Genomic DNA, 25,137 nt, shown 5'->3' with positions numbered 1-25,137 from the left:
TTCGTATAAAATTAAAAGAACGAAGTAACTAATAGTATAGGCGAAAAACAGATGTTCTAATCTTGTAATAATTTTAATCGGTGCTCGGTAAGACAGGAATCTTTTTTTCTGTTAACGCTTTTTTTCGATTACCTGAAACAAAAGAATTGTTTGCAGTAAATGAGGTGAAGAGATGAAAAAAATAGCTGTACTCACAAGTGGCGGGGATGCGCCGGGAATGAATGCCGCGATTCGAGCGGTTGTTCGTAAAGCGATTTACCACAATGTTCAAGTATATGGCGTATACAATGGTTATCAAGGTCTTATTGATGGAAATATTGGTGAAATGGAACTTGGTTCTGTTGGGGATATTATTCATCGCGGTGGAACCGTCCTTTTATCTGCCAGGTGTGATGAATTTACAACAGACGAAGGGCAATGGAAAGCAATTAAACAATTGAAAAGACATGAAATAGATGGCTTAATTGTTATTGGTGGCGATGGCAGCATCCGCGGTGCACAACAATTAACTGAAAAAAAATTTCCATGCATCGGGATACCGGCAACTATTGATAATGATATTTCGGGAACAGATTTTACCATTGGATTTGATACGGCTTTAAATACAATTATTGAAGCGATAGATAAAATTCGGGACACAGCGACATCCCATGAACGTACATATATCATTGAAGTAATGGGAAGGGATGCAGGTGACCTAGCGTTATGGGCCGGCTTGGCCGATGGAGCCGAAAGTATTTTAATCCCGGAATATACGGAAAAATTTGAAGATGTTATTGACCGTTTGAAACGTGGACATGAACGAGGAAAAAGACATAGTATTATTATATTGGCAGAAGGCGTTGGTAGTGGATTTGATTACGGTAAACGAATACAGGAAGCGACCAATATGGAAACCCGGGTTACGGTACTCGGATATATACAGAGAGGTGGGTCACCAACTGCTGCTGACCGCGTGTTGGCAAGCCGTTTAGGTGCAAAAGCAGTTGACTCGCTACTAGAAGGAAAGCATGGTAGGATGGTTGGCTTGCAAAATAATGTACTGGTAAACCACCATATATCTGAGGCGTTATCAAATGAAATGATGTTTAATACTGAGATGTATACGTTATCGAAAGAGTTATCGATTTAAATTTGAAAAGGAGATACCATATTGAGAAAAACAAAAATAGTTTGTACAATTGGACCCGCATCCGAGTCAATAGAAACGCTAACGAGTTTAATGGAAGCAGGCATGAACGTTGCTCGTTTAAATTTTTCCCATGGGAATTTTGAAGAACATCAAGAGCGAATAAAGAATATAAGAAAAGCTGCTGCATTAACAGGAAAAACGATTGCTATATTATTGGATACAAAAGGACCAGAAATTCGCACAGGATCTTTTGTTGAAGGTAAGGCAGAAATAATAAAAGATCATATGATAAACATTTCCATGAAAGATATAGAGGGAACTGCAGAACGTTTTTCTGTTACGTATGACCGATTAATTAACGATGTAAGTGTCGGGTCAAAAATATTACTGGATGATGGGTTAATTGAACTTGAAGTCCTTGATATTGATAAGCAAAATGATGAAATAAAAACAAAAGCATTAAATTCAGGTGTTATAAAAAATAAAAAAGGGGTTAATGTGCCGAATGTCTCGGTCAATTTGCCAGGCATTACTGAAAAAGATGCGAACGATATATTGTTTGGGATTGAACAAGGAGTAGACTTTATTGCGGCATCATTTATTAGACGTCCCTCTGATGTGCTGGAAATAAAAGAATTGCTTGAAAAGCATGAGGCTACCCATATTCACGTTATTTCTAAGATTGAAAATAGAGAAGGTGTTGAAAACATTGACGCTATCTTAGAGGTAAGCGAAGGAGTAATGGTAGCTCGCGGCGATTTAGGAGTTGAAATTCCGGCGGAAGATGTACCGTTAGTACAAAAGCAATTAATAACAAAATGCAACACGAATGGCAAGCCAGTGATCACTGCGACACAAATGCTTGATTCGATGGAACGGAATCCGAGACCAACGAGGGCAGAAGCTTCTGATGTTGCAAACGCTATTTTTGACGGAACAGATGCAATCATGCTATCCGGAGAGACTGCAGCAGGAGATTATCCAGTGGAGTCGGTGCAAACGATGAACAGCATCGCACGAAAAACGGAAACAGCTTTGGATCATCATTTAATTTTGAAAAACAGATCAAAGTCAGCAGATATGACAATCACCGATGGGATCAGTCAATCTGTTACTCATACAGCTAAAAACTTGGGTGTTGGTGCAATTATTACTCCGACAGAAAGTGGACATACAGCACGGATGATTGCTAAGTATCGTCCAAAAGCCCCAATTGTTGCTGTTACGTTTTCCAATACGGTAAATCGTCAACTGGCACTTGTATGGGGAGTACATGCTGTGGAAGGGACAGAAGCGAAGTCGACTGATGAAATGCTTGATATTGCAATTGATCGCGGCTTAAGTACAAATCTATTTCACCGTGGTAGTAAAGTGATTATTACAGCAGGAGTGCCAGTCGGAGAGAGTGGAACGACAAATTTAATGAAAGTACATGTAATCGGCGATGTTGTAGCCAAAGGACAAGGGATTGGCAGGCGCAGTGCATATGGCAAAGCGGTAGTTGCAATTGATTCGGAAGAAGCGATCAGTAGGGTAAAGACCGGAGACATTCTCGTTACAATTGGAACGGATCGCGATATGATCGAAGCAATCAAAAAAGTTAGTGGAATTATAACAGAGGAAGGCGGACTGACATCTCATGCAGCCGTTGTCGGCCTTAGCCTTGGCATACCAGTAATTGTCGGTGTTAAAAGTGCTGTTAATGTAATTAAAGATGGAGAAGATATTACTATTGATGGTGTGACAGGAGAAATTCATCAAGGACATGCAAGTGTTTTATAAATTGTCCGCATTATCCGATCTTACGAATTGTAAAATTGCTTGCATGGAAACGAAGGGGTGAGCATTATGCGTTGGTTATTTCCCGCTTTTTTAATCGTTCCTGCACTGGAAATTGGGCTGTTTGTGTGGGCCGGCGGCTGGATTGGCCCATGGTGGATTGTTATTTTAATTTTGCTGACAGGTATTATTGGAGTTTCATTCGCGAGACAACAAGGGATCATTGTCTGGAATCGGGCGAAAGAATCCATGAGTTATCATCAAGTTCCTGGTGATGAAATTGTGGATGGGATTTGTATTTTTATTGGTGCGCTTTTTTTATTTACCCCTGGTTTTATTACAGATGCGGTTGGTTTCTTTCTCGTGTTGCCATGGACGAGACAACCTTTTAAAGCAATTGTTATCAAGTGGCTAAAGTATTACATGACCAAAAACAGCGGGAAAATTATATACCGAAAATGGTAAAGACCTAGCCTTTTATAAAAGATAAAATTTGGTCCACTAATCCTGCTTGATAGCAAGCACCTGCACAAATTAAAATAAGTGGAGTTAATAAAATGCCGCCAATCCCCCATAATTGGTATCCAATAAATAAAGTGATTAAAGCGAACAATGGATTAATTCCAATCTTTGAAGACAACATTTTTGGTTCTAGAATTTGCCGGAAAATAATGATTGATATGTACAGAATAGATAAATAAATCGTTAACGCATATTGTTGGGATAGGAATAAATAGATAATCCATGGGATGAACAATAATCCGACGCCAATATAAGGGAATAAATCAACGAACATTGTAATGATTGTTATTGTAAGTACATGCTCAACATCAATTAGGACTAGGCCGATAAATATAATTAATCCAGTAATAAATACGAGAATGAGTTGTGCGGCAAAAAAGCCGGTAAATGCTCGCTTTAGATGAAAATAGTAATGTGAAAGATTGATGAAATTAGGTATGGCACGTTTGATTAAATGTGATAAACGATCCCAATCATGCAAAATTAAAAATGTACCAAGCATGGCGATGATAAACATCCCCGCAGAACGAGGTAAAGTCGCTAAAACTGCAGGTGTTTTTAATAAATTATCTTGTAAAAACTTTGCACCTGTAGATGCAACGGTATCAAGCAGCTGTTGAATATAATTTTCAACAGTCGTCTGATATGAAGTATCTAATGTTTCAATAAATTCGTTCAGTTTATGATAAATAGGGAATATTGTGTTCTCGAGAAACAGATGGAAGAGATTGAATAATTCTTTAATATATACAGGCACTGTTTCTGCCAAGTATGTAGTACCTTGAATGACCTCCGCTATCACCAATACGATTACACTAATAAAAAAAACAAGTATAAAAATGAGTGTCCCGATGATTGCCATGCTTCTCGGGATTCTCCACTTTTTATGAAGAAAGGTTACAACAGGATTAAGCATAAGTGAGATTAAAACAGCAATAATAAACGGATATAAAAATATAAGTGTATATTTCAACAGGTAGAAAACACTAATAAATAATATAACAACTAGAGTAAACCGGAGAAACCGCATGATATGCTGCACATCCACTAGAAAACCCTCATTCACCATTTATTTTTCAATCAAAATAGACAAGTATAGAGCTTGTTTACTAATACTTATGCAGCACATACACATATTAGAATTTAAGAAATGCATATTAAGCACGGGAAGTAGCAGTTAAGTTGCAAAAAGAAACTTTTCAGCGAATATAATAGGTTTCAATTCACATTAAGGCCTTTATCCCTTATAATTAGGATTATAGAAGAGATTGTTCAATAAATTGTTGGATTTGTTGAACGCATGAGTTTTTATTAGGGGTTTTAGTATAATATATAGAAAAAGGAGAGAGTGTGTATGTCAACAACTAAAGGACTTGAAGGTGTAATCGCTGCCAAATCATCAATCAGCTCGATTATAGATGACAAGCTTACATATGTAGGTTATTCGATTGATGACTTAGCTGAGAATGCATCTTTTGAAGAAGTGGTTTATTTATTATGGAATTTGAAATTGCCGAATAAATCTGAGCTTGATGAGATAAGAAAAGACCTTGTTGATAATATGGAAGTGCCTGATGCAATTATTGATCACTTGCGCTCCTATGATTTATCCAAAGTACATCCGATGGCATCACTTCGTACAGCGATATCTTATTTAGGTGTGCTTGATGAAGAAGCAGATAACCGAGATGAGGCTGCAAATAAACGCAAAGCTGTTCGCCTGCAGGCACAAGTGGCCACTGTTGTTGCTGCATTTTCTCGTATTCGAAAAGGGGAAGATCCGGTAAAACCGAAACAGAACTTGACGTTCGCAGAAAACTTTTTATATATGTTAAACGGAAAAGATCCTGAAGATATTGAAGTAGAAGCTGTGAACAAAGCTTTAGTGTTACATGCTGACCACGAATTAAATGCTTCTACTTTTACTGCTCGTGTTTGTGTTGCAACACTTTCTGATATGTATTCCGGAATAACAGCCGCTATTGGAGCATTGAAAGGATTTCTGCATGGTGGTGCTAACGAACGAGTAATGGAGATGCTGACAGAGATTGGTGAAGAAGAAAATGCACTCCCATATGTCAAGGAGAAGTTAGCGAATAAGGAATTAATTATGGGAATGGGGCACCGTGTTTATCGTACAGGCGACCCAAGGGCAAAGTACTTGAGAAACATGTCAAAAGAGCTAACCAAGCTCACAGGGCAAGAAAAATGGTATAATATGTCCATTGAAATTGAAGATTACATTAAAAAAGAAAAAGGATTACCTGCAAACGTAGACTTTTATTCTGCTTCTGTATACCATAGCCTCGGAATTGATCATGATTTATTTACACCAATATTTGCTGTAAGTCGAATGTCCGGTTGGATTGCACATATTCTTGAACAATATGCAAACAATCGTTTGATTCGACCGCGCGCCGAGTACATTGGCCCCGAGTTACAAAAGTTTATTCCACTGGAAAAACGTGATTAATTAATAGCCGGGAGCCCCGGCTATTATCATGTTAATAAGTAGTGTGATAACATAGAAATGCATGAAGAAAAATAGGAGGTTTTTTAAATGAGTGAAAAAATAACAGTTGATAATGGAGTATTAAATGTCCCCGATCAGCCGATCATCCCTTTTATCGAAGGTGATGGAACAGGACCTGACATTTGGGCGTCATCAAGAAATGTATTTGATGCAGCAGTTGAGAAAGCATATAAAGGTAAAAAGAAAATTGAGTGGAAAGAAGTATACGCCGGTGAAAAGGCGTATAATAAAACAGGAGAGTGGCTCCCGAATGAAACGCTCGATCAAATTAATGAATATAAAATTGCAATTAAAGGCCCTCTGACTACTCCAATTGGTGGCGGATTTCGTTCTTTGAATGTCGCGCTTAGACAAGAACTGGATTTGTTTACTTGTTTGCGACCGGTAAGATGGTTTGAAGGTGTTCCATCTCCTGTTAAGCGCCCAGAGCAAGTTGATATGGCTGTTTTTAGAGAAAACACTGAAGATATTTATGCAGGAATTGAATGGCAAGCAGGTACAGATGATGTTAAAAAAGTCATTGACTTCTTGCAAAATGAAATGGGAGTAAAAAATATCCGTTTCCCTGAAACTTCAGGAATTGGTATTAAGCCGGTTTCCGAGGAAGGTACAAAACGAATTGTACGTGCAAGCATTGAATATGCAATTAACGAAGGTCGAAAAAGTGTTACGCTAGTCCATAAAGGAAATATTATGAAGTTTACTGAAGGCGCATTTAAAAATTGGGGTTATGAAGTTGCCGAGGAGGAGTATGGAGATAAAGTATTCACCTGGGCAGAATATGACCGTATTGTAGAAAAAGATGGCAAGGAAGCAGCCAACAAGGCACAGGATGAAGCAGAAAAATCAGGGAAAATCATTGTGAAAGACGCAATTGCGGATATTTCATTGCAACAAATACTAACAAGACCTGAAGAATTTGATGTTATTACTACAATGAATTTAAATGGTGACTACTTGTCAGATGCATTAGCAGCACAAGTTGGCGGCATAGGAATTGCACCGGGTGCCAATATTAATTATGATACCGGTCACGCGATTTTTGAAGCGACCCACGGCACAGCACCAAAATATGCCGGATTGGATAAAGTTAATCCATCTTCTGTGATTTTATCCGGTGTGTTAATGCTTGAGCATCTTGGCTGGAGAGAAGCGGCTGATCTCATAACTAAAGCAATGGATAAAACAATTGCATCTAAAGTAGTGACGTATGATTTTGCTCGTCTGATGGATGGTGCCACAGAAGTTAAATGTTCCGAATTCGGTAATGAGTTAATTAAAAACATGGGCTGAGAGGTGAACAATAATGGGCATAAAGCGTAGGAAAATCTCGGTTATAGGTTCCGGTTTTACTGGATCTACAGCTGCACTAATGATTGCGCAGAAAGAACTTGGTGATGTCGTTTTAGTCGATATCCCGGATAATGAAAGTCCAACGAAAGGAAAAGCATTGGATATGCTTGAAGCAAGCCCTGTCCAAGGGTTTGATGCGAATATTACTGGCACATCAGATTATAAGGATACGAAAGACTCTGATCTTGTCATTATTACAGCTGGTATTCCTCGTAAACCGGGTATGAGTCGGGATGATTTAGTTAATACAAATGCAAAGATAATGAAGTCCGTTACAAAAGAAATTGTAACTTATTCACCTAACTGTTTTATTGTTGTGTTAACAAATCCTGTCGATGCGATGACGTATACGGTATTTAAGGAGTCAGGCTTTCCAAAAGAACGAGTAATTGGACAATCCGGAATATTAGACACTGCCCGTTTCCGCACGTTTGTTTCCCAGGAACTGAATTTATCTGTGAAAGACATAACAGGATTCGTTCTAGGAGGCCATGGTGACGATATGGTCCCGCTCATACGTTATTCATATGCAGGAGGCATTCCGCTGGAAAAATTGATTTCGAAAGACCGACTGGACGCCATTGTTGAACGAACAAGAAAAGGCGGCGGAGAAATCGTTAATTTGTTAGGTAATGGTAGTGCATATTATGCACCCGCTGCTTCTTTAACAGAAATGGCAGAAGCGATTTTAAAAGATCAACGTCGTGTGCTTCCATCCATTGTGTATTTAGAAGGTGAATATGGGTACAGTGATATTTATCTTGGTGTTCCTACCGTGATTGGTGGAAATGGAATCGAGAATATTATTGAGCTTGATCTGACCCATGAAGAGAAGCAAGCATTAGATAAATCAGCTAAAACAGTTAAAAATGTACTGGACGTATTAAAATAACCTTTGTTAAAAAAGCTTCTTTTTGTATCTACATATAGAAAGAAGCTTTTTTTATTGGAACTTTCACAGATTAAACGATTGTAAAATTTCGTTTACAAATCATCAAATCTGTTTATTTGCATAAGGCGGCGTTGTAAGATAGAGGTAGTTTGGTTTTGCTGTAGAAAAGAGGATATAAATGAAAAAAATATTGATTGTCGATGATGAAAAGTCTATTGTTACTTTATTAAAATACAACATAGAAAAAGCAGAATATTTGACTGACGTTGCATATGACGGTGAAACGGCGTTGAAAAAAGCAGAGCAGAAAAAATTTGATTTGATCGTTCTAGATTTGATGCTGCCGAAGATGGATGGAATGGAAGTGTGTAAACAGTTAAGACTTAATAACAATAATACACCGATTATTATGTTAACAGCAAAAGATGAATTGTATGACAAAGTGCTTGGATTGGAGTATGGAGCAGATGATTATTTAACGAAGCCGTTCAGTCCAAAAGAAGTTATAGCGAGGATTAAGGCTGTTTTAAGAAGAACGAACGGGGATAATACAAGACAATCAACGACAATTCAAATTGGAAGGTTAACGGTTTATCCAGAAAAGTATGAAGCTGAGATGGAAGGAAATATTCTAACTTTTACACGTAAAGAATTTGAACTTTTATTATACCTTACTACTCATAAAGGAAATGTTTTATCTCGGGATCAACTTTTAAGTGCTGTTTGGAACTACGACTTTTCTGGGGATTCACGTATTGTTGATGTACATATTAGTCGATTACGTGATAAGATTGAAAGTAATACACGAACACCAACTTATATTAAAACAATTCGAGGATTAGGATATAAAATGGAGGAACCCAAAATATGAAGCCTCTACTATCAAAGAAGCTATTTACATATGCATTCGGTATTTTACTGTTGATTATTGTTTCAGGAGTCATTTTAAGTCAAGTAGTTGACAATTATTACGTACTCCTGTCTGTGCTAATAATTGAATATATTATTTTAATTGTTATTTTACTGCAAGTTTTCGACCGATATATAAAGCCTATTGATAAGGCGACCAATACGGTTGATAACTTGGTGAAAGGAAACTATCGTGCACGAATTCACCACCCGATGAACGGTGAAGTTGGAGAGTTGTTTGGTAAAATTAATGCACTTGCACGTAACTTAAGTGAATTAACGATACATGAACAAATGCAAGCTGAACAATTTTCTACTGTCATTGATAATTCTCAAAGCGGTCTTGTATTAATAGACGAGAAAGGGTATATTCATCTCGTAAATCGAAAATTTATTTCCATATTTGGAAACGACCCTCAGGACTACATTGGTTATCTTTATTATGATGTGCTTGAAAATGAAACGATCCACCAGACTGTACAAGAAACATTTTTGTATGAAAAAAATATGAAGCGTTTATTTACACATTATAAAGAAACAGATAAATATTTCCTGGAAATTGTTGGGGCGCCGATTTTCAATGATAGAAATATGCTGCGTGGGGCTGTACTTGTGCTGTACGACATTACAGAACTAAAGAAACTAGAAGTGATGCGAAAAGATTTTGTTGCGAATGTATCTCATGAGTTAAAAACACCTATAACTTCCATTAAAGGATTTGCAGAAACATTGCTGGATGAGACAATGGATGACCCAGAAACAAGAAAGCAATTTCTAGGTATCATCTATGAGGAAAGCAAAAGAATTCAAGTATTGATTGAAGACTTGCTCATTTTATCCAAATTAGAAAAAGATGAATTTCAATTAGTATTTTCTAATATAAATTTGTCGAAGTTGCTGGAAGACATCGTTCCTTTAATCCAACACCAAGCTACCGAAAATAATATTGATTTTACGACAAATGTATTATCGGACGCTAAATTCGTAGCAGATAAAGAGAGAATAAAACAAGTGTTAATTAATTTGCTAGCAAATGCAATTAGCTACACACCTGCAGGCGGAGAAATTAATCTTACTATTGATGAGACAGAAGATTTTGTTTCTATTCAAGTAACAGATACGGGAATAGGGATTGAACAGGAAGCATTACCACGTATTTTTGAACGCTTTTATCGAGTGGATAAAGCCCGTAGCCGCAATACAGGTGGAACTGGTCTTGGTCTTGCCATTGTTAAGCATATAGTTGAGGTCCATGATGGGAAAATATCCGTAGAAAGTGAATTAAATAAAGGTACTACGTTTTCAGTTTATTTGCCAAAAGATAGACCAGCAGAGCATAAAACATCCTCTTCGTAACAGAGGATGTTTTATTATATAATTAGATGGAATAGTTGAATTATACGGAGGAATGTACATGTCTAAAAAATTAGTGTTAATTGATGGAAACAGTCTAATTTATCGAGCCTTTTTTGCGTTACCACTTTTAAATAATGATAAAGGCGTCTATACAAACGCTGTTTACGGATTTACAACGATACTAATGCGTATCCTGAAAGAGGAAAAACCTACTCATATGCTTGTTGCATTTGATGCAGGAAAAACGACTTTTCGTCATGAAACATACAAAGAATATAAAGGTGGAAGGGAAAAAACACCACCTGAACTTTCCGAACAATTTCCGCTCGTTAAGGAATTGCTTGATGCGTTTAATGTTCCACACTACCAGCTTGATCAATATGAGGCTGACGATATTATTGGTACATTGACACAATCAGCAAAAGAAGGAGATTGGAAGGTAAAGGTTATTTCAGGTGATCAGGATTTACTCCAGTTAGTATCTTCAACTGTTACCGTTGATGTTACTAAAAAAGGAATTAGTGAAGTGGAATCTTATACTCCTACATTTATGCAAGAAAAGATGGAGCTCTCTCCTGAACAAATAGTCGATTTAAAAGCATTGATGGGAGACAGTTCGGATAATATACCAGGGGTCCCAGGTGTGGGGATTAAAACGGCTACGAAATTGTTAAAGCAGTATAAAACGATTGAAACAGTCTATGCGCATTTGGATGATATTTCTGGAAAGAAACTGAAAGAAAATTTAACAGCCTATAAAGATGATGCCTTCATGAGCAAACAGCTAGCGACAATTGATTGTCAGTCACCGATTAAGCTATCTGTTCATGACATTGAATATAACGGCTATAAATCGAATGAAGTATTTACGATGTTTAAAGAGTTAGGCTTTCAATCATTGCTGGAAAAAATGGATGGCGGAGAGGATGTAGACACGACAGAGAAATTGGAGCCAATTGATTACGTTACAGTAGAAGAAATCACCTCCGATATGTTTACAGGTAATGAAGCAATTATCATTGAAATGCTAGAAGAAAACTATCATCAGGCGGCTATTGAAGCGATAGCAATCGTTAATGAAAATAATAAATATTTTATACCTACAAATGTGGCACTGGAATCTCCTGTTTTCAAAGAATGGGCGGAAGATGCGGAAAAGAAAAAATATGTTTACGATGCAAAAGGAACGGTAGTTTCTTTGTTAAAACGCGGGATTCATATAAAAGGTATTATTTTTGATTTATTACTCGCTTCTTATTTAATCAATCCTGCTGAAAATAATCAGGATATCCCGTCCATCGGTCAACGCATGGGTTTTAATGAAGTTCAATATGATGAGAAAGTTTATGGCAAAGGCGCTAAAATGAAAGTACCAGAACAAACAATTTTTGCCGAGCACCTCATTCGAAAAGCGAATACCATTTTTCGCCTAAAACGTGAAGTAGAAGAAAAGCTTAGAGAAAATGAACAATATAAGTTATATAAAGAGTTGGAAATGCCATTAGCTCTTATTTTAGGTGAGATGGAGTATGAGGGTATACAAGTAGATGAAGCACGGCTAGAGGCAATGGGGCATGAGTTAAAAGACAGACTTAAAAAAATTGAAAATAAAGTATTTGAACTTGCCGGAGAATCATTTAATTTAAATTCACCAAAACAACTTGGACCGATCTTGTTTGAAAAACTGGAATTGCCAGTAATTAAAAAAACGAAGACTGGATATTCAACAGCTGCTGATGTGTTGGAGAAATTGGAAGGAAAGCACGAAATTATATCTCAAATTCTCTTATATCGTCAATTAGGCAAGCTGCAATCGACGTATATTGAAGGGTTATTAAAAGTCGTTGATGATAGTAAAATCCATACCCGTTTTAATCAGGCATTAACCCAGACAGGTCGTTTAAGTTCGATAGAGCCCAATTTGCAGAACATCCCGATTCGCTTGGAAGAGGGTCGAAAAATCAGACAAGCATTTATTCCATCCAAAGAGGATTGGGTTATATTTGCTGCAGACTATTCGCAAATTGAACTTCGTGTTTTAGCGGATATCGCAAAGGACGAGAAATTGGTTGCTGCATTCAAAAATAATTTGGATATCCATACACAAACAGCGATGGATGTATTCCATGTCGAGAAAAATGAAGTGGATTCCAATATGCGTAGACAAGCAAAAGCAGTTAATTTTGGAATTGTCTATGGGATCAGTGATTATGGATTATCGCAAAACCTTGGAATAACGCGTAAAGAAGCGAAGTCCTTTATTGATCGTTATTTTGCAAGTTATCCTGACGTAAAAACGTATATGGATGAAATTGTGCAAGAAGCAAAGCACAATGGTTATGTGACAACCTTAATGAATCGCAGAAGGTATTTACCGGAAATAACAAGTCGCAATTTCAATCAACGCAGTTTTGCTGAACGTACGGCAATGAATACCCCCATTCAAGGGAGTGCCGCCGACATCATTAAAAAGGCGATGATTGACTTGCATTCGAAGCTCAAGGATGAAAAGCTGCAAGCCAAACTACTACTACAAGTACATGACGAATTAATACTTGAAGCACCGAAAGAAGAGATCGAAAAATTAAAGCAAATAGTACCGGACATGATGGAACAAACCGTTCAATTAACCGTGCCGCTAAAAGTTGACTATGCATACGGTGATAGTTGGTTTGACGCAAAGTAAGGGGAAGAGGAAATATGCCGGAATTACCAGAAGTGGAAACAATTAAAAATACTTTACAGCAATTGGTCAGAAACAAAACAATTAAAGACGTAACTGTTTACTGGCCGAATATCATTAAACATCCAGATGATCTTAATCATTTTAAACATTTGTTAGTCGGTCAAACAATTAAATCTATCAACAGAAAAGGGAAATTTTTGTTGTTTCATTTGGATGATTATGTTTTAGTTTCCCATTTGCGTATGGAAGGGAAGTACAGCGTGCAGCAAAGCGAAGAACCGCTCACTAAACATACACATGTGATTTTTTCTTTAACAAATGGACAAGAGCTACGCTACAACGATGTGCGAAAGTTTGGTACGATGCATCTATTTCCGAATGGCAAGGAATTGGTGGGAAAACCGTTAAGTCAATTAGGACCAGATCCATTCGAACAAACATTTACGCTAGAATACCTATGGAATAAACTGAAAAAAACGGAACGGACCATCAAAGCAGTTCTATTGGATCAAACAGTCGTGTCTGGCCTTGGCAACATTTATGTTGATGAAGTATTATTTAAAGCGAAAATTCACCCGTTGAAGATAGCGAGTATTATATCTAAGCAAGAAGCAAAAGCGATAAAGCTTCATGCACAAGCGGTTTTAGAAGACGCGGTGAAACAAGGTGGAACAACTATCCGCTCCTATGTTAATGGAGAAGGAGAAATGGGAATGTTTCAACAAGAACTTTTTGTATACGGACAGGTGGATGAACCTTGCAAACAATGTGCAACTCCGATTATGAAAATGAAGGTGGCAGGTAGGGGCACACACGTTTGTCCGAAGTGTCAGAAGGATTGAGAGGGGGAACAGGCATGGCTGTTGTTATTGGATTAACTGGAAGTATTGCAACCGGTAAAAGTACGATTTCTGCAATGATTGCAGAACTGGGAATACCAATTGTCGATGCTGATAAAATAGCTAGAGACGTTGTAAAGCCCGGTGAACGAGCTTATGAAAAAATTGTGACAACATTCGGCGAGAACATGTTGAATGAAGATAAAACAATTAATCGAAAGAAATTAGGAAGAATTGTTTTTGCGAATGAAGAAAATCGAACAAAATTAAATGAAATCATTCATCCTGAAATTCGTAAAGAAATGCTGCAACAGCGTGACACATTAATTGCTGGTGGAGAGCCGTGTATCGTTATGGATATCCCGTTATTATTTGAAAGTAAATTAATGCATTTCGTTGATAAGATTATTGTTGTGTATGTCGATGAATCTACCCAGCTTGCCCGATTAATGAAGCGGGATCAATCTTCTGCTGAAGAAGCACAAGAACGGATACAAGCACAAATTCCTGTGAGTAAAAAGGCAAATTTGGCGGATGCTATTATTGATAACAGCCAGACGAAAAAATCATCTCAAGACCAATTAATTTCTCTATTTAACAAGTGGAATATTATTAAAGACGAAAAATAAATTTTAAAATGTAAAAAAACAAGAGTAAATCCAGCACATTTCTCTTCTAATGTGTTATACTATTTCTTGATAATAATAATAAAAGTATAACATATACAGGAGGATTTATAATGAATAGAACCCGAATTGCAATTAATGGATTTGGTCGCATCGGAAGAATGGTGTTCCGACAAGCTATTGTTGATAAACAGTTAGAGGTTATTGCAATAAATGCGAGCTATCCTCCCGAAACGTTAGCTCATTTAATAAAATATGACAGTGTACATGGCCCATTTAATGGTGAAGTAATTGGAAGTGATGATCATATTCAAGTTAATGGCAAGACGATCGAGCTTGTTCATAGTCGAGAACCGGAGAAACTGCCTTGGCAAGACCTTAATATTGACATTGTTGTAGAAGCTACTGGAAAATTTAATTCTAAAGAAGGTGCAAGCCGTCATCTACAGGCAGGAGCAAAAAAGGTTGTTATTACTGCTCCTGGTAAAAATGTAGATAAAACAATCGTACTTGGAGTAAATGAGGAGCAATACGATCCAGAAGAAGACGATATTATATCTAACGCTTCTTGTACTACGAATTGTCTTGCTCCAGTCGTTAAGGTACTTGACGAGTCATTTAAAATTAAAAATGGGTTGATGACAACTGTTCATGCATTTACATCGGATCAATTAAGCTTGGATAATCCGCATAAAGACTTACGTCGGGCACGAGGGTGTACACAATCCATTATTCCAACTTCTACTGGTGCTGCAAAAGCGCTTGGTGAAGTATTACCGCATTTAAACGGGAAATTACATGGAATGGCTTTGCGAGTTCCAACTCCGAATGTATCGCTCGTTGATCTAGTGGTTGATGTGGAAAAAGATGTAACGGTTGAAGATGTAAATGAAGCATTCAAACAGGCATCCCAGAATAACATGGATGGTATTATGAAATATAGCACAGAGCCACTTGTTTCCATTGATTACACATCATCTGAGTATTCGGCTATTATTGACAGCTTAACCACCATGGTTATGGATAACAACAAAGTAAAAGTGTTGGCATGGTATGATAATGAATGGGGGTACTCTAAGCGCGTCGTTGATTTAACCAAATATGTGGGGACGAAATTGGTACAAAAGAAAGAAAAAGTTAATATATTTTAATTGAGGTCTCACAGGATATTAAACATCACAACGTCAAATTATATAAACAGATTTTTATCAAGGAAAAATACGGTTGCCTTTTTCATTTTATATATGAAGAAGGCAACCGTTTATTTGTATTAGGGAAAAATGATAAATCATGTTAAAATATAAGGAAAGATAGAATGAACGTGTAATTTATACTCGATAATATACACAAGATATGACCATTTAAAAAAAGCTCTTTTAAAATGAAAGTCACTACGAATGGGGTTAACAGAAATGAAGTGTTCAAATTGCCATAATAAAAGCACAAAGGTTTTGGATTCCCGTCCAATTGAAGAGGGTCGAGCGATTCGGAGAAGACGAGAATGTGAACGTTGTGGATTTCGATTTACCACCTTCGAACGAATGGAAGAATCCCCTTTAGTTATCGTGAAGAAGGACGGTACAAGACAGGAATTCAGCCGCGAAAAATTAATTCGAGGATTAATACGAGCTTGTGAAAAAAGACCAGTCCCTATCGAAAAAATTGAAGAAATCGCTATTGGTGTGGAAAAAGAAATACGTAATTCCGAGCTATCGGAAATCGAGAGCAAATATATAGGTGAAATGGTTATGACCAGACTATCGGAAGTGGATGATCTTGCCTATATTCGCTTTGCCTCCGTCTATAGGCAATTTAAAGATATTAATATGTTTTTGGACGAGTTGAAAGAATTAATTAATCGAAATAAGGATAAAAACGATTAGTTACCACTGAAGTTATCTAATAAGAGAGGGTTACATCTGATGAAATATATTGGCAAAATATTACCTGTTGATGGGTATTATGTTTTATTAAGAGGGAATCTTCCTGTAGATTATGCAAGTTCTCTGACTCATTTGTATCAGCCCTTAATCGGAATGGAATCCGTAATGTTATACCAAACATTATTGCACGAGATAACAATACAAGGCGAAACCTCTATACAGACGCACCACACATTGATGAACTATCTGAATATCCCTTTGGATCAAATATATGAGGCGAGGCTTAAGTTGGAAGGAATCGGGTTGTTAACTACATATGTAAACAATGCTGGAACAAATAGGTCGTATACATATGAACTGCAAGCCCCATTTGCTCCTGTCAATTTCTTACAAGATGCCATGTTATCTGAATTGCTATTTCATCATATAGGAGAGAAAAAGTACGAACTATTAACCCGTGTTTATACACCTGTTCCGAATGAAAAAAAAGGCGAAAATATAACAGCAACATTTCAAGATGTATTTCAAACATTTAAGCCAAATTTTGAAATTGTAAATAATCAAGAAGAACAGCCTATTCAGACTACTAACACACAACAAATTGACTTCTCGTGGATGGAACAAATGCTGAAACAGCGGATGATTCCGGTAAAAAATGTACTTACTAATGAAAATAAAGTGTTAATCTCGCAAATGATGCTACTATACGATCTGGAACCTTATGAAATAGATAAATCTGTATTATGGGCCGTATCTGAAGACCATGTGCTAGATCAGAAGGAATTCAAAGATGCCTGTCATGATTTGTTTAAAGTTAAGCATAATCAAGCATCAATCCAATTGGTGAACAATCAGAAAATAGCCAAGGAAGAAGAAGACAAAGACATCCCGCAAACAAAAGAACAGCAGCTTGTACAAGCTTTGCAGAAAATGACGCCAAAACAATTGCTGGAAGATTTATCAAATGGCAATCATGCATCGGAACAGGATATGAAAATTATTCGAGAAGTAATGACAAAACAAGGTCTACCACCAGCCGTAATGAATGTATTAATTCATTATGTACTACTACAATCGGATATGAAACTGTCGAAAGCCTATATGGAAAAAATAGCAAGTCATTGGTCACGGTCGAATTTGAAAACTGCAAAAGACGCAATGGAATTTGCGAAGAAGGAAACGAATAAGCGCTACCAAAAATCCTATACAAAAAACTCTAATTATAATAGACAACGAACGACAGGTGCTGTTTTGCCCGAATGGTTCAAAGATAGAAAAAAACAGAAGCCATCCAAAAAAAGCGTTCCTCCTGCACCGACCAATAATAACGAAAGTGAAAAAGAGGAAGTATTGGCACTTCTGCGTAAACATGTGGGCACGAATGAAAAATAACCATTTGCAAGGATGATTTTTATGGAATCCATTCAATCGACATTAAAAAAATGGATGCAAACAAATGCGAGTTTTAGGGAAAGACATGACAAAATGCAGCAGGAAATATTAAGTCATCCAGATATAAAGCAGTTCTTATCTGCTCATCCAGAACTATCGAAACAGGAAATAAATAAAAACTTGATTAAACTGCATGAATATATTTCACAATCAAAGCAGTGCAGCCAATGCACCTCTTATTCAAGATGCAAAAATATGTTGCAAGGGTACTCCCCCATTTTACGCGTGGAAAACGGTGAAATTCGAATTGCTTACGAAAAGTGCCATAATCATATTGCACATGAGCAACAAACAGAACAACAAAACCTTATAAAAAGCTTATATATGCCAAAAGAAATTTTGGAGGCAACAATTGATCAAATAGAATTCGACCAAGGTAGAAGTCAAGCTATTCGAGAGATAAGTTATTTTCTGGATAATGCAAAGACACAGCTTCCGAAAAAAGGTATGTATATAACCGGTCCATTTGGAGTTGGAAAAACATATTTTCTTGGAGCGGTCGCCAATAAATTGAAAGAGTATCACATTTCGACAATGATGATCTATATGCCTGAATTCGTTCGCGAAATAAAAAACTCTTTCAAAGATGATTCAGTGAATGAAAAAATAGATTATTTTAAAACGACGGACGTGTTAATGATCGATGATATTGGGGCCGAAATGCAATCTGCATGGTTTAGAGATGAAGTACTCGGTTCGATATTGCAATACCGGATGATGGAGCACCTCCCAGTCTTTTTTACCTCGAATTATACGTTGGAACAATTAGAAATTGAGCTTGCATCAACACGGGGCGGGGTCGAAGAAGTAAAAGCAGGACGCATTATTGAACGAATTAAGCAGGTTAGTAAAGAAGTACATTTGTATGGAGAAAATAGAAGAGAAAGTTAAATGAATTTAGAACATAAATCACGAATTAAGCTATCGGATAAATGTTGTTGATACCAATAACAGTAAAAAACACCGTCCCATTGTTCGGACGGTGTATTGTTATGCATAAACATTTGTTGAATCAAGAGTAACTTACTTTTCATTCGACCGTTAATGATTAATGAGATCTAAACTATTCGGAGTAACATTATGTTAAATAATAACGACAAGTTAACGCCAACTCTTTAATTATTATTTATTTTTTAACTTTTGATTCAGTTCATTAATTAAACCATCTAATTTCTGTGAGATTAACAGAACCTCCGCGCTATTAGCATCTTGCCTATATGCTTTGTACATCTCCAATCTTGTTACTTCAATTTTCTTTTTTAAATCATCTATGTTCCTGACTCTTCTTCTTCCTCTCCACCTGTATTAAAATCTGAATGTTGGTAGTAGAGGCACGATTAAATGAGTTGTGCCATTATATACCAAGCAAATAACACTTTTAGTTGATACATTTTTCAATACGGTCAACATATTTTACCAGATCTTTTTAGTCGATAGTCTATCGTAAAATTCTCGACCGTTGATATTCATACCCTAAACTACAGTTTGTAAACTCAATTTTTAGCCTATTATATATGTTTTAAGTGAGATTCCTCATCTATTATGTACGAATTAATACTAGTTTTCTTTGATATACATTTTTTATTATCTTTGTCCATATAATGTATCAGGTGGTTTTGGATGAAGGTGGTGTTTATAGCTGGATGTATATTTCAAATCCGATAAGGAAGTAATATGTTTTTGTGAACGTTTGTTTAAAAATATTAAGCACATTGAATTAAATTGGAAGACAGATAAAGATTGGGGGAATCATATACAGTTTAAAGATAATATTTCTAATTATAAAAGTGCAATAGCAGAATCAATGGTCCACGTGTTTTTTGTTTTTCGGCTATCTAATATGATTAAACAGGTTATTCAAGAATGTTTTTTTTATACAAATATATATGAGATAGAACGAATTTCGGATATTGCTCATGGAGCATTATCAGGAGAAGATCCGGAATTACTTAAAGTGATTGATGTGCGGCAAAATCCGGAGAGAACATTATATTCCCTTTTTAATGCAAATTTACAAGAAGTAAAAGAGATCCATTTTGATTCTATTGTTAAATTCCAACTTAAGTCATTTAAAGAGCAACTTGTTTATTATGTGGGGATTGCGATTGACGAATTTAAACGAGAAGAAGACCACCAAACTTTTGTCAATATGTTGCGTGAATATGTACAAAATAAAAAAAAGAGTGTTAAGGAAATTCATTTGGTGCAAGGCAATCATTTTACATTTTATAAAACAGATGGCAGGCAAATTTCACAAATGGAATTGCGAACAATTATGCAAAAAGAACCATTATATATGGTGGGGTTGGATGTGAATGAAATGAATCTTGCTCCACTTATTACCATGGCTCCGGAAGTCATTTATATATACGGAGATAACCCGTCTGATCCGAAGACATTAACAATTATTAATGTTTTTCAAGAAAGAGTACGCTTTCGCTCTATTCATCAGTTTCCATTCAAGCGATCAGCAAGAGAAGAATAGCATATTTCTTGATTAAATTTTTGAGGAACGATATAATATCTCATCTTTGACAGTAAAAACCACAAGAATGCTTTTATAATGGGCATTCTTGTGGTTTTTTTCGTGTTCAAAAGTGAGTACTATTTATGTTTTTTAACTTGTTTTATAATTTTTTTCATCTTTTGTATGCTTACTATTTCGGTATCCGTTCGGAAGCCGAAAACATCATGCAACTTGTCGGTTAAGTCCGTTCTGGTATAAGTGGGGATATAACCTTCGCTGGTACATTCCAACATTCTCATATCTCGTAATGCTTGAATGATTTCGTAGCACGTAGCCGATTCGTCAATTTTTTTCTCAACCAGACGGTAGGTCAATAATGAAAGAAAGCATACGAGGAAGTGTGCTTTGATTCGTTCATCTTTTTGGAGAAAAACCGGCCGCGTTCGCATTTCACTTTTTAGAATTCGAAAGGATTCTTCTACCTCCCAGCGTCGTTGGTTGATTCTTACAATTTCCTCAGGTGTACTTTCTAAGTTTGTACATACACCATAAAAGCCATCATACTTTGCTTCTTTATCAATCATTGCAGCATTAATCGTATGCGTCTTTTTTCGGGCGATTTCCCCATCATCTGTGACATGAGTGGATTGGATAAAACGATCCGAGCTGTTTGCTCGCTTTTTTTCGATATGAGAAGGGTTCTCCACTTTCGTTTGTGCCCGCTCAATCTGTTTTTCCCGAATACTTGATTGATAGCGTTTATGTTTCGGTGAAAAAGTAACGACCAGTTTCTGTTCGAGTCCATTTTCATTCATCCAACGTTCTTTGTAATACACTTGCGTGTCTTTTTCAAGGTCAATATCATTTAGATTAATCGTTTGCTTTTTCTTTTTCCCAATCGATGCTTGATTCGAACCGGTGACCTGCCAACCGGAAGCATCCAACGCCCAATTTTTCAAATGCTTTTTCAATTTCTTAATAGATTGGGTAGTTACGAAAGCACGATCGCTCATCGAATTATAAAGGCGGTTTTCATGGGAAGAAAGCCCGGCATCTGTACAAACTACAAACTTGGATAGTTGAAAGTCTTTTAAGATTCGTTTCTCTAAAGGCTTCAATGTTGGCTGTTCATTTTGATTTCCCGGATTAATGACAAAGGCGAGCGGGAGCCCGCTGCCGTCCATGAAGAGTCCCATTTGGACAATAGGATTGGGTCGATTTTCTTTTGACATCCCATATTGTTTTAAGTCGTCGTCTTCTTCTGTCTCGAAGTAGAAATTCGTGCAGTCGTAGTAAAGGAGCTCCGTTTTGCGTTCGACGATGGCCGTGCTGTTTTTGTATACGGCCATTTCAATGATATCGGATTCCTCAGCTAGGATATCTAATGCACGATACATGTGCTGTTCTTCTATGTAATGAGATTCCAGGAGCTCGTCTGCCCGCTCCAGTGTCCCTTTTTTTGATGTGGGGTGTAGAATCCGCATATAAATTAACAGGGCTAGAATCTTATTTAAGTCATAGGAGAAATTGTGCCTGTCTGATATTTCCTTACAATTTTCATCCAATTTCAATTGGTGATAGATCGATTTTAAGAAGAGGTAACCGACGTTAAAAGATCGTTTTTTCCCTTTGGGTATCGATTGGTTCGGGTTGTGCTTAATGATGACCGTTTCCGATTTCCTATTCTTTTCTTCGGTTAATTTTTTTGCATATGCTCGAGCCCATTCTTCCGGATCAACACCTGGGTGTCTTTCACGAATTTGCTGTTCATTCCCCAAAGCCTCAACGACTTTGGTTGTTGATCTTCCATTGATATCCCTAACGTTTTCGATAACTGAATAGGAGACAGAATGTTTGGATACACTTTTTTTAATGCGCATAGAAACCCCTCAAATCCTATGAGATGCCTTCATCATAACATAGTACTAAATAGTACTCAACAATTAATTTGGAAATTTGACAAAAAGATAAAGCCATGACAGGCTTTTGGGGCATTTTATTATTATTCAACTGTCAAACTCCCGAGTACGCTTTCGCTCTATTCATCAGTTTCCATTCAAGCGATCAGCAAGAGAAGAATAGCATATTTCTTGATTAAATTTTTGAGGAACGATATAATATGTAATCATAAAGAAGAATATTTTCGATAGTATATTAACCTCACTACGAGGAAATTGTAAAATATAAGACTCAAACTAAATGATTACACAAGTAACGATAAGGACACGATTATTTGCACCCCTTTATAGAAAGAGAAGGAAGTCTAGGCTGAAAGCTTCCGCTATATTAGCAAATAATTACCCCCTTTGAACTCTGCCTTAGAACTATAAGTATATGGTAGCGTATAGTCTGCGTTAAAGATGAATGGAGCTGTAGGTTACTTATAACTGCGGAAACTAGGGTGGAACCACGATTAAAACTCGTCCCTTTTGCTGAGATGCAAAGGGACGAGTTTTTTAGTTGTTTAAAAATCCCACTTTTACTTGCCTAGTAGTTTATTATTAAAAATTGCACTATTTTACACAAAAACCGCACTAAACTAACACATATTAATTAATGAAGGAGTGGAATAAATTGTCCAATATTAATATATTATTCCCGGATGGAGCGGAAAAAGCATTCCCATTAGGAACAACGGGTGAGGAAATTGCCGCCTCGATATCGCCTGGTTTAAAAAAGCAAGCGTTGGCCATTAAGCTTGACAATCAACAGGTTGACTTAAGAAGACCGCTAAGCAAGGGTGGAAAAATTGAAATCATTACGTATAAAGACAAAGAAGGCATTGAAATAATGCGTCACTCAACAGCACATACACTAGCACAAGCAATTAAACGTTTATATAAAGATGTTCAATTTGGTGTTGGGCCTGTCATTGATGAAGGATTTTATTATGATGTTGATATGGATGAAACCATTACGCCAGAAGACTTGCCAAAAATTGAAAAGGAAATGCAGCGAATTATAGACGAAAACCTGGAAATTGAAAGATTGGAAGTTTCAAGAGAAGAAGCAAAAGAAATGTTCCGGGAAATTGGAGACAATTTAAAGCTAGAGCTTATTGATGCAATTCCAGAAGAAGAGCAAGTAACTGTTTATAAGCAAGGAGAGTTTTTTGATTTATGTCGAGGAATACACGTACCATCAACGAGTAAAATTAAACAATTTAAATTGTTAAGTATTTCCGGCGCTTATTGGCGTGGAGATAGTGATAACAAACAACTCCAGCGAATATACGGGACTGCTTTTCAAAAGAAAACCGAACTGGAGGAATATTTACGAATTCTACAGGAACGGAAAGAACGAGATCACCGCAAATTGGGAAAAGAGCTTCAGCTATTTACAATTAGTCAAAAGGTAGGTCAAGGCTTACCAGTTTGGCTGCCAAAAGGAGCAACGATCCGGCGAACAATTGAACGTTACATCGTTGATCTAGAAGAAAGACTTGGCTATGATCATGTGTATACGCCTGTACTTGGCAGTGTGGATTTGTATAAAACGAGTGGCCATTTGGATCATTACAGTGATGATATGTTTCCGATTATGGAAATGGATAATGAAGATTTGGTCTTGCGTCCAATGAACTGCCCCCACCATATGATGGTGTATAAAAATAATTTGTACAGTTACCGAAATTTACCGGTTCGAATTGCCGAGCTAGGGCTTATGCACCGGCACGAAATGTCAGGAGCACTTGCGGGGTTACAGCGGGTACGCGGGATGACTTTAAATGATGCCCATATATTTGCGAGACCGGATCAATTGAAAGAGGAGTTTATGCGTGTAGTAGAATTGGTTCAACATGTATATAAAGACTTTGGCATTACTGATTATTATTTCCGGTTGTCTTATCGAGATCCTGAAGATAAGGAAAAGTATATCGATAACGATTCGATGTGGAAACATGCCCAAGCGATGTTAAAAGAAACAATGGATGATATGGGGCTTGAATATGTAGAAGCTGTTGGCGAAGCCGCGTTTTATGGTCCGAAACTCGATGTACAAGTAAAAACAGCACTCGGTCATGACGAAACGTTATCAACGGTTCAAATTGATTATCAATTGCCGGAGAAGTTTGATTTAACTTATATTGGTGAAGATGGGAAAGAACATCGTCCAGTTGTTATCCACCGGGGGGTCGTTTCAACGATGGAACGATTTGTTGCGTTCTTAATCGAGGAATACAAAGGTGCATTTCCAACATGGATTGCTCCTGAGCAGGTTAAAATTATTCCGGTTTCACTCCAAGCTCACCTTGATTATGCCAACGATATTGCTGATAAGTTAAAGCGTGAAGGTGTCAGGGTTAAAGTTGACACTAGAGATGAAAAGCTTGGATACAAAATTAGAGAAGTACAGACAGAGAAGATCCCGTTTGCTTTAGTTATTGGTGATAAAGAAAAGGAAGCAGGCACTGTTAATATACGCCGCTATGGTGAACAACAAACGGAAACAATGTCTTACAATGCATTTGCTGAAATGCTGCAAGAAGAAATTAGCCAGAAACAAACGACTGTCAGTTAATTTACCTTTAACTTATCTTTAAGTGTATTTGACATAATGAACTAGACATGGTATATTATTATCTCATCTTTGACAGTAAAAACCACAGGAATGCTTTTATGACAAGCATTTCTGTGGTTTTTTTAGTGTTCAAAAGTGAGTACTATTTCTGTTTTTTCACCTTCTTTAAAATTTTTTTCATTTTTTG

Annotated in this window: 20 protein-coding genes and 1 other annotated feature; of the genes, 17 read left to right on the top strand and 3 right to left on the bottom strand. The window is 36.9% G+C overall.

Annotated elements, in window-relative coordinates; all coding sequences use genetic code 11:
- Positions 1–172: 172 nt before the first annotated feature.
- The 3 genes from pfkA to ACLIBG_RS12475 all read left to right on the top strand — a co-directional run bounded on the left by pfkA (position 173) and on the right by ACLIBG_RS12475 (position 3,376).
- Positions 173–1,132 carry a 6-phosphofructokinase gene (gene pfkA / locus ACLIBG_RS12485; RefSeq protein WP_439313096.1) on the top strand — a complete coding sequence of 320 codons (960 nt, stop codon included), beginning with the start codon at positions 173–175 and terminating at the stop codon, positions 1,130–1,132.
- 21 nt (positions 1,133–1,153) lie between these two features.
- Positions 1,154–2,914, top strand: coding sequence for a pyruvate kinase (pyk, locus tag ACLIBG_RS12480; protein ID WP_439313095.1), 1,761 nt, complete (start codon positions 1,154–1,156; stop codon positions 2,912–2,914).
- Between the two features lie 66 nt (positions 2,915–2,980).
- Positions 2,981–3,376: an FxsA family protein gene (locus ACLIBG_RS12475; RefSeq protein ID WP_439313094.1), complete on the top strand. Its 396-nt coding sequence runs from the start codon at positions 2,981–2,983 to the stop codon at positions 3,374–3,376.
- A gap of 4 nt (positions 3,377–3,380) precedes the next feature.
- Here the strand turns inward: ACLIBG_RS12475 and ytvI are convergent, their stop codons facing one another.
- Positions 3,381–4,481: a sporulation integral membrane protein YtvI gene (gene ytvI, locus ACLIBG_RS12470; RefSeq protein WP_439313093.1), complete on the bottom strand. Its 1,101-nt coding sequence runs from the start codon at positions 4,479–4,481 to the stop codon at positions 3,381–3,383.
- A 306-nt stretch (positions 4,482–4,787) separates the two neighbouring features.
- Here ytvI and citZ point away from each other — a divergent pair, with 306 nt between their 5' ends.
- The 12 genes from citZ to dnaI all read left to right on the top strand — a co-directional run bounded on the left by citZ (position 4,788) and on the right by dnaI (position 18,853).
- Positions 4,788–5,906 (top strand): citrate synthase, encoded by a 1,119-nt coding sequence (gene citZ / locus ACLIBG_RS12465; RefSeq protein ID WP_439313092.1) that lies wholly within the window; start codon positions 4,788–4,790, stop codon positions 5,904–5,906.
- A gap of 87 nt (positions 5,907–5,993) precedes the next feature.
- Positions 5,994–7,259: an NADP-dependent isocitrate dehydrogenase gene (gene icd, locus ACLIBG_RS12460; protein ID WP_439313091.1), complete on the top strand. Its 1,266-nt coding sequence runs from the start codon at positions 5,994–5,996 to the stop codon at positions 7,257–7,259.
- Between the two features lie 13 nt (positions 7,260–7,272).
- Positions 7,273–8,211 (top strand): malate dehydrogenase, encoded by a 939-nt coding sequence (mdh, locus tag ACLIBG_RS12455; protein WP_439313090.1) that lies wholly within the window; start codon positions 7,273–7,275, stop codon positions 8,209–8,211.
- 178 nt (positions 8,212–8,389) lie between these two features.
- Positions 8,390–9,082 carry a response regulator transcription factor gene (locus ACLIBG_RS12450; RefSeq protein ID WP_439313089.1) on the top strand — a complete coding sequence of 231 codons (693 nt, stop codon included), beginning with the start codon at positions 8,390–8,392 and terminating at the stop codon, positions 9,080–9,082.
- A complete protein-coding gene (gene pnpS, locus ACLIBG_RS12445) occupies positions 9,079–10,476 on the top strand; it encodes a two-component system histidine kinase PnpS (protein ID WP_439313087.1) in 1,398 nt (465 codons plus the stop codon). Before ACLIBG_RS12450 ends, pnpS begins: the two co-directional genes overlap by 4 nt.
- Positions 10,477–10,534: 58 nt before the next feature.
- Positions 10,535–13,162 (top strand): DNA polymerase I, encoded by a 2,628-nt coding sequence (gene polA, locus ACLIBG_RS12440; protein WP_439313086.1) that lies wholly within the window; start codon positions 10,535–10,537, stop codon positions 13,160–13,162.
- A 14-nt stretch (positions 13,163–13,176) separates the two neighbouring features.
- Entirely contained in the window at positions 13,177–14,004 is an 828-nt protein-coding gene (gene mutM, locus ACLIBG_RS12435) for a DNA-formamidopyrimidine glycosylase (RefSeq protein WP_439313085.1), read from the top strand.
- A 14-nt stretch (positions 14,005–14,018) separates the two neighbouring features.
- Positions 14,019–14,630, top strand: coding sequence for a dephospho-CoA kinase (gene coaE / locus ACLIBG_RS12430; protein ID WP_439313112.1), 612 nt, complete (start codon positions 14,019–14,021; stop codon positions 14,628–14,630).
- A gap of 110 nt (positions 14,631–14,740) precedes the next feature.
- The gene (locus ACLIBG_RS12425; protein ID WP_439313084.1) at positions 14,741–15,778 is read left to right on the top strand and encodes a glyceraldehyde-3-phosphate dehydrogenase; all 1,038 of its coding nucleotides are present in this window, start codon (positions 14,741–14,743) and stop codon (positions 15,776–15,778) included.
- A 261-nt stretch (positions 15,779–16,039) separates the two neighbouring features.
- Positions 16,040–16,510, top strand: a complete 471-nt coding sequence (gene nrdR, locus ACLIBG_RS12420) for a transcriptional regulator NrdR (protein ID WP_439313083.1) — start codon at positions 16,040–16,042, stop codon at positions 16,508–16,510.
- Between the two features lie 39 nt (positions 16,511–16,549).
- Positions 16,550–17,902: a replication initiation and membrane attachment family protein gene (locus ACLIBG_RS12415; protein WP_439313082.1), complete on the top strand. Its 1,353-nt coding sequence runs from the start codon at positions 16,550–16,552 to the stop codon at positions 17,900–17,902.
- Positions 17,903–17,923: 21 nt separating this feature from the next.
- Positions 17,924–18,853, top strand: coding sequence for a primosomal protein DnaI (gene dnaI, locus ACLIBG_RS12410; protein ID WP_439313081.1), 930 nt, complete (start codon positions 17,924–17,926; stop codon positions 18,851–18,853).
- A gap of 231 nt (positions 18,854–19,084) precedes the next feature.
- On the opposite strand, the gene ACLIBG_RS12405 is transcribed toward dnaI, so the two are convergent.
- The gene (locus ACLIBG_RS12405) at positions 19,085–19,213 is read right to left on the bottom strand and encodes a Spo0E family sporulation regulatory protein-aspartic acid phosphatase (RefSeq protein WP_439313111.1); all 129 of its coding nucleotides are present in this window, start codon (positions 19,211–19,213) and stop codon (positions 19,085–19,087) included.
- 439 nt (positions 19,214–19,652) lie between these two features.
- Here ACLIBG_RS12405 and ytxC point away from each other — a divergent pair, with 439 nt between their 5' ends.
- The gene (gene ytxC, locus ACLIBG_RS12400) at positions 19,653–20,447 is read left to right on the top strand and encodes a sporulation protein YtxC (protein ID WP_439313080.1); all 795 of its coding nucleotides are present in this window, start codon (positions 19,653–19,655) and stop codon (positions 20,445–20,447) included.
- A gap of 119 nt (positions 20,448–20,566) precedes the next feature.
- Here ytxC and ACLIBG_RS12395 read toward each other — a convergent pair whose 3' ends face one another.
- Positions 20,567–22,309 (bottom strand): IS1634 family transposase, encoded by a 1,743-nt coding sequence (locus tag ACLIBG_RS12395; protein ID WP_439313079.1) that lies wholly within the window; start codon positions 22,307–22,309, stop codon positions 20,567–20,569.
- Positions 22,310–22,634: 325 nt separating this feature from the next.
- Positions 22,635–22,860 (top strand) — a binding site (T-box leader).
- Positions 22,861–23,003: 143 nt separating this feature from the next.
- On the opposite strand from ACLIBG_RS12395, the gene thrS reads away from it, so the two are divergent.
- Positions 23,004–24,950, top strand: coding sequence for a threonine--tRNA ligase (gene thrS, locus ACLIBG_RS12390; protein WP_439313078.1), 1,947 nt, complete (start codon positions 23,004–23,006; stop codon positions 24,948–24,950).
- Positions 24,951–25,137 lie beyond the last annotated feature (187 nt).

The organism is Virgibacillus sp. W0181 (assembly GCF_051846915.1).
Classification (GTDB): Bacteria; Bacillota; Bacilli; order Bacillales; family Amphibacillaceae; genus JBPYCR01.
The sequence above is the reverse complement of the archived record's forward strand: the minus strand, read 5'-3'. Positions and strand labels throughout refer to the sequence as shown.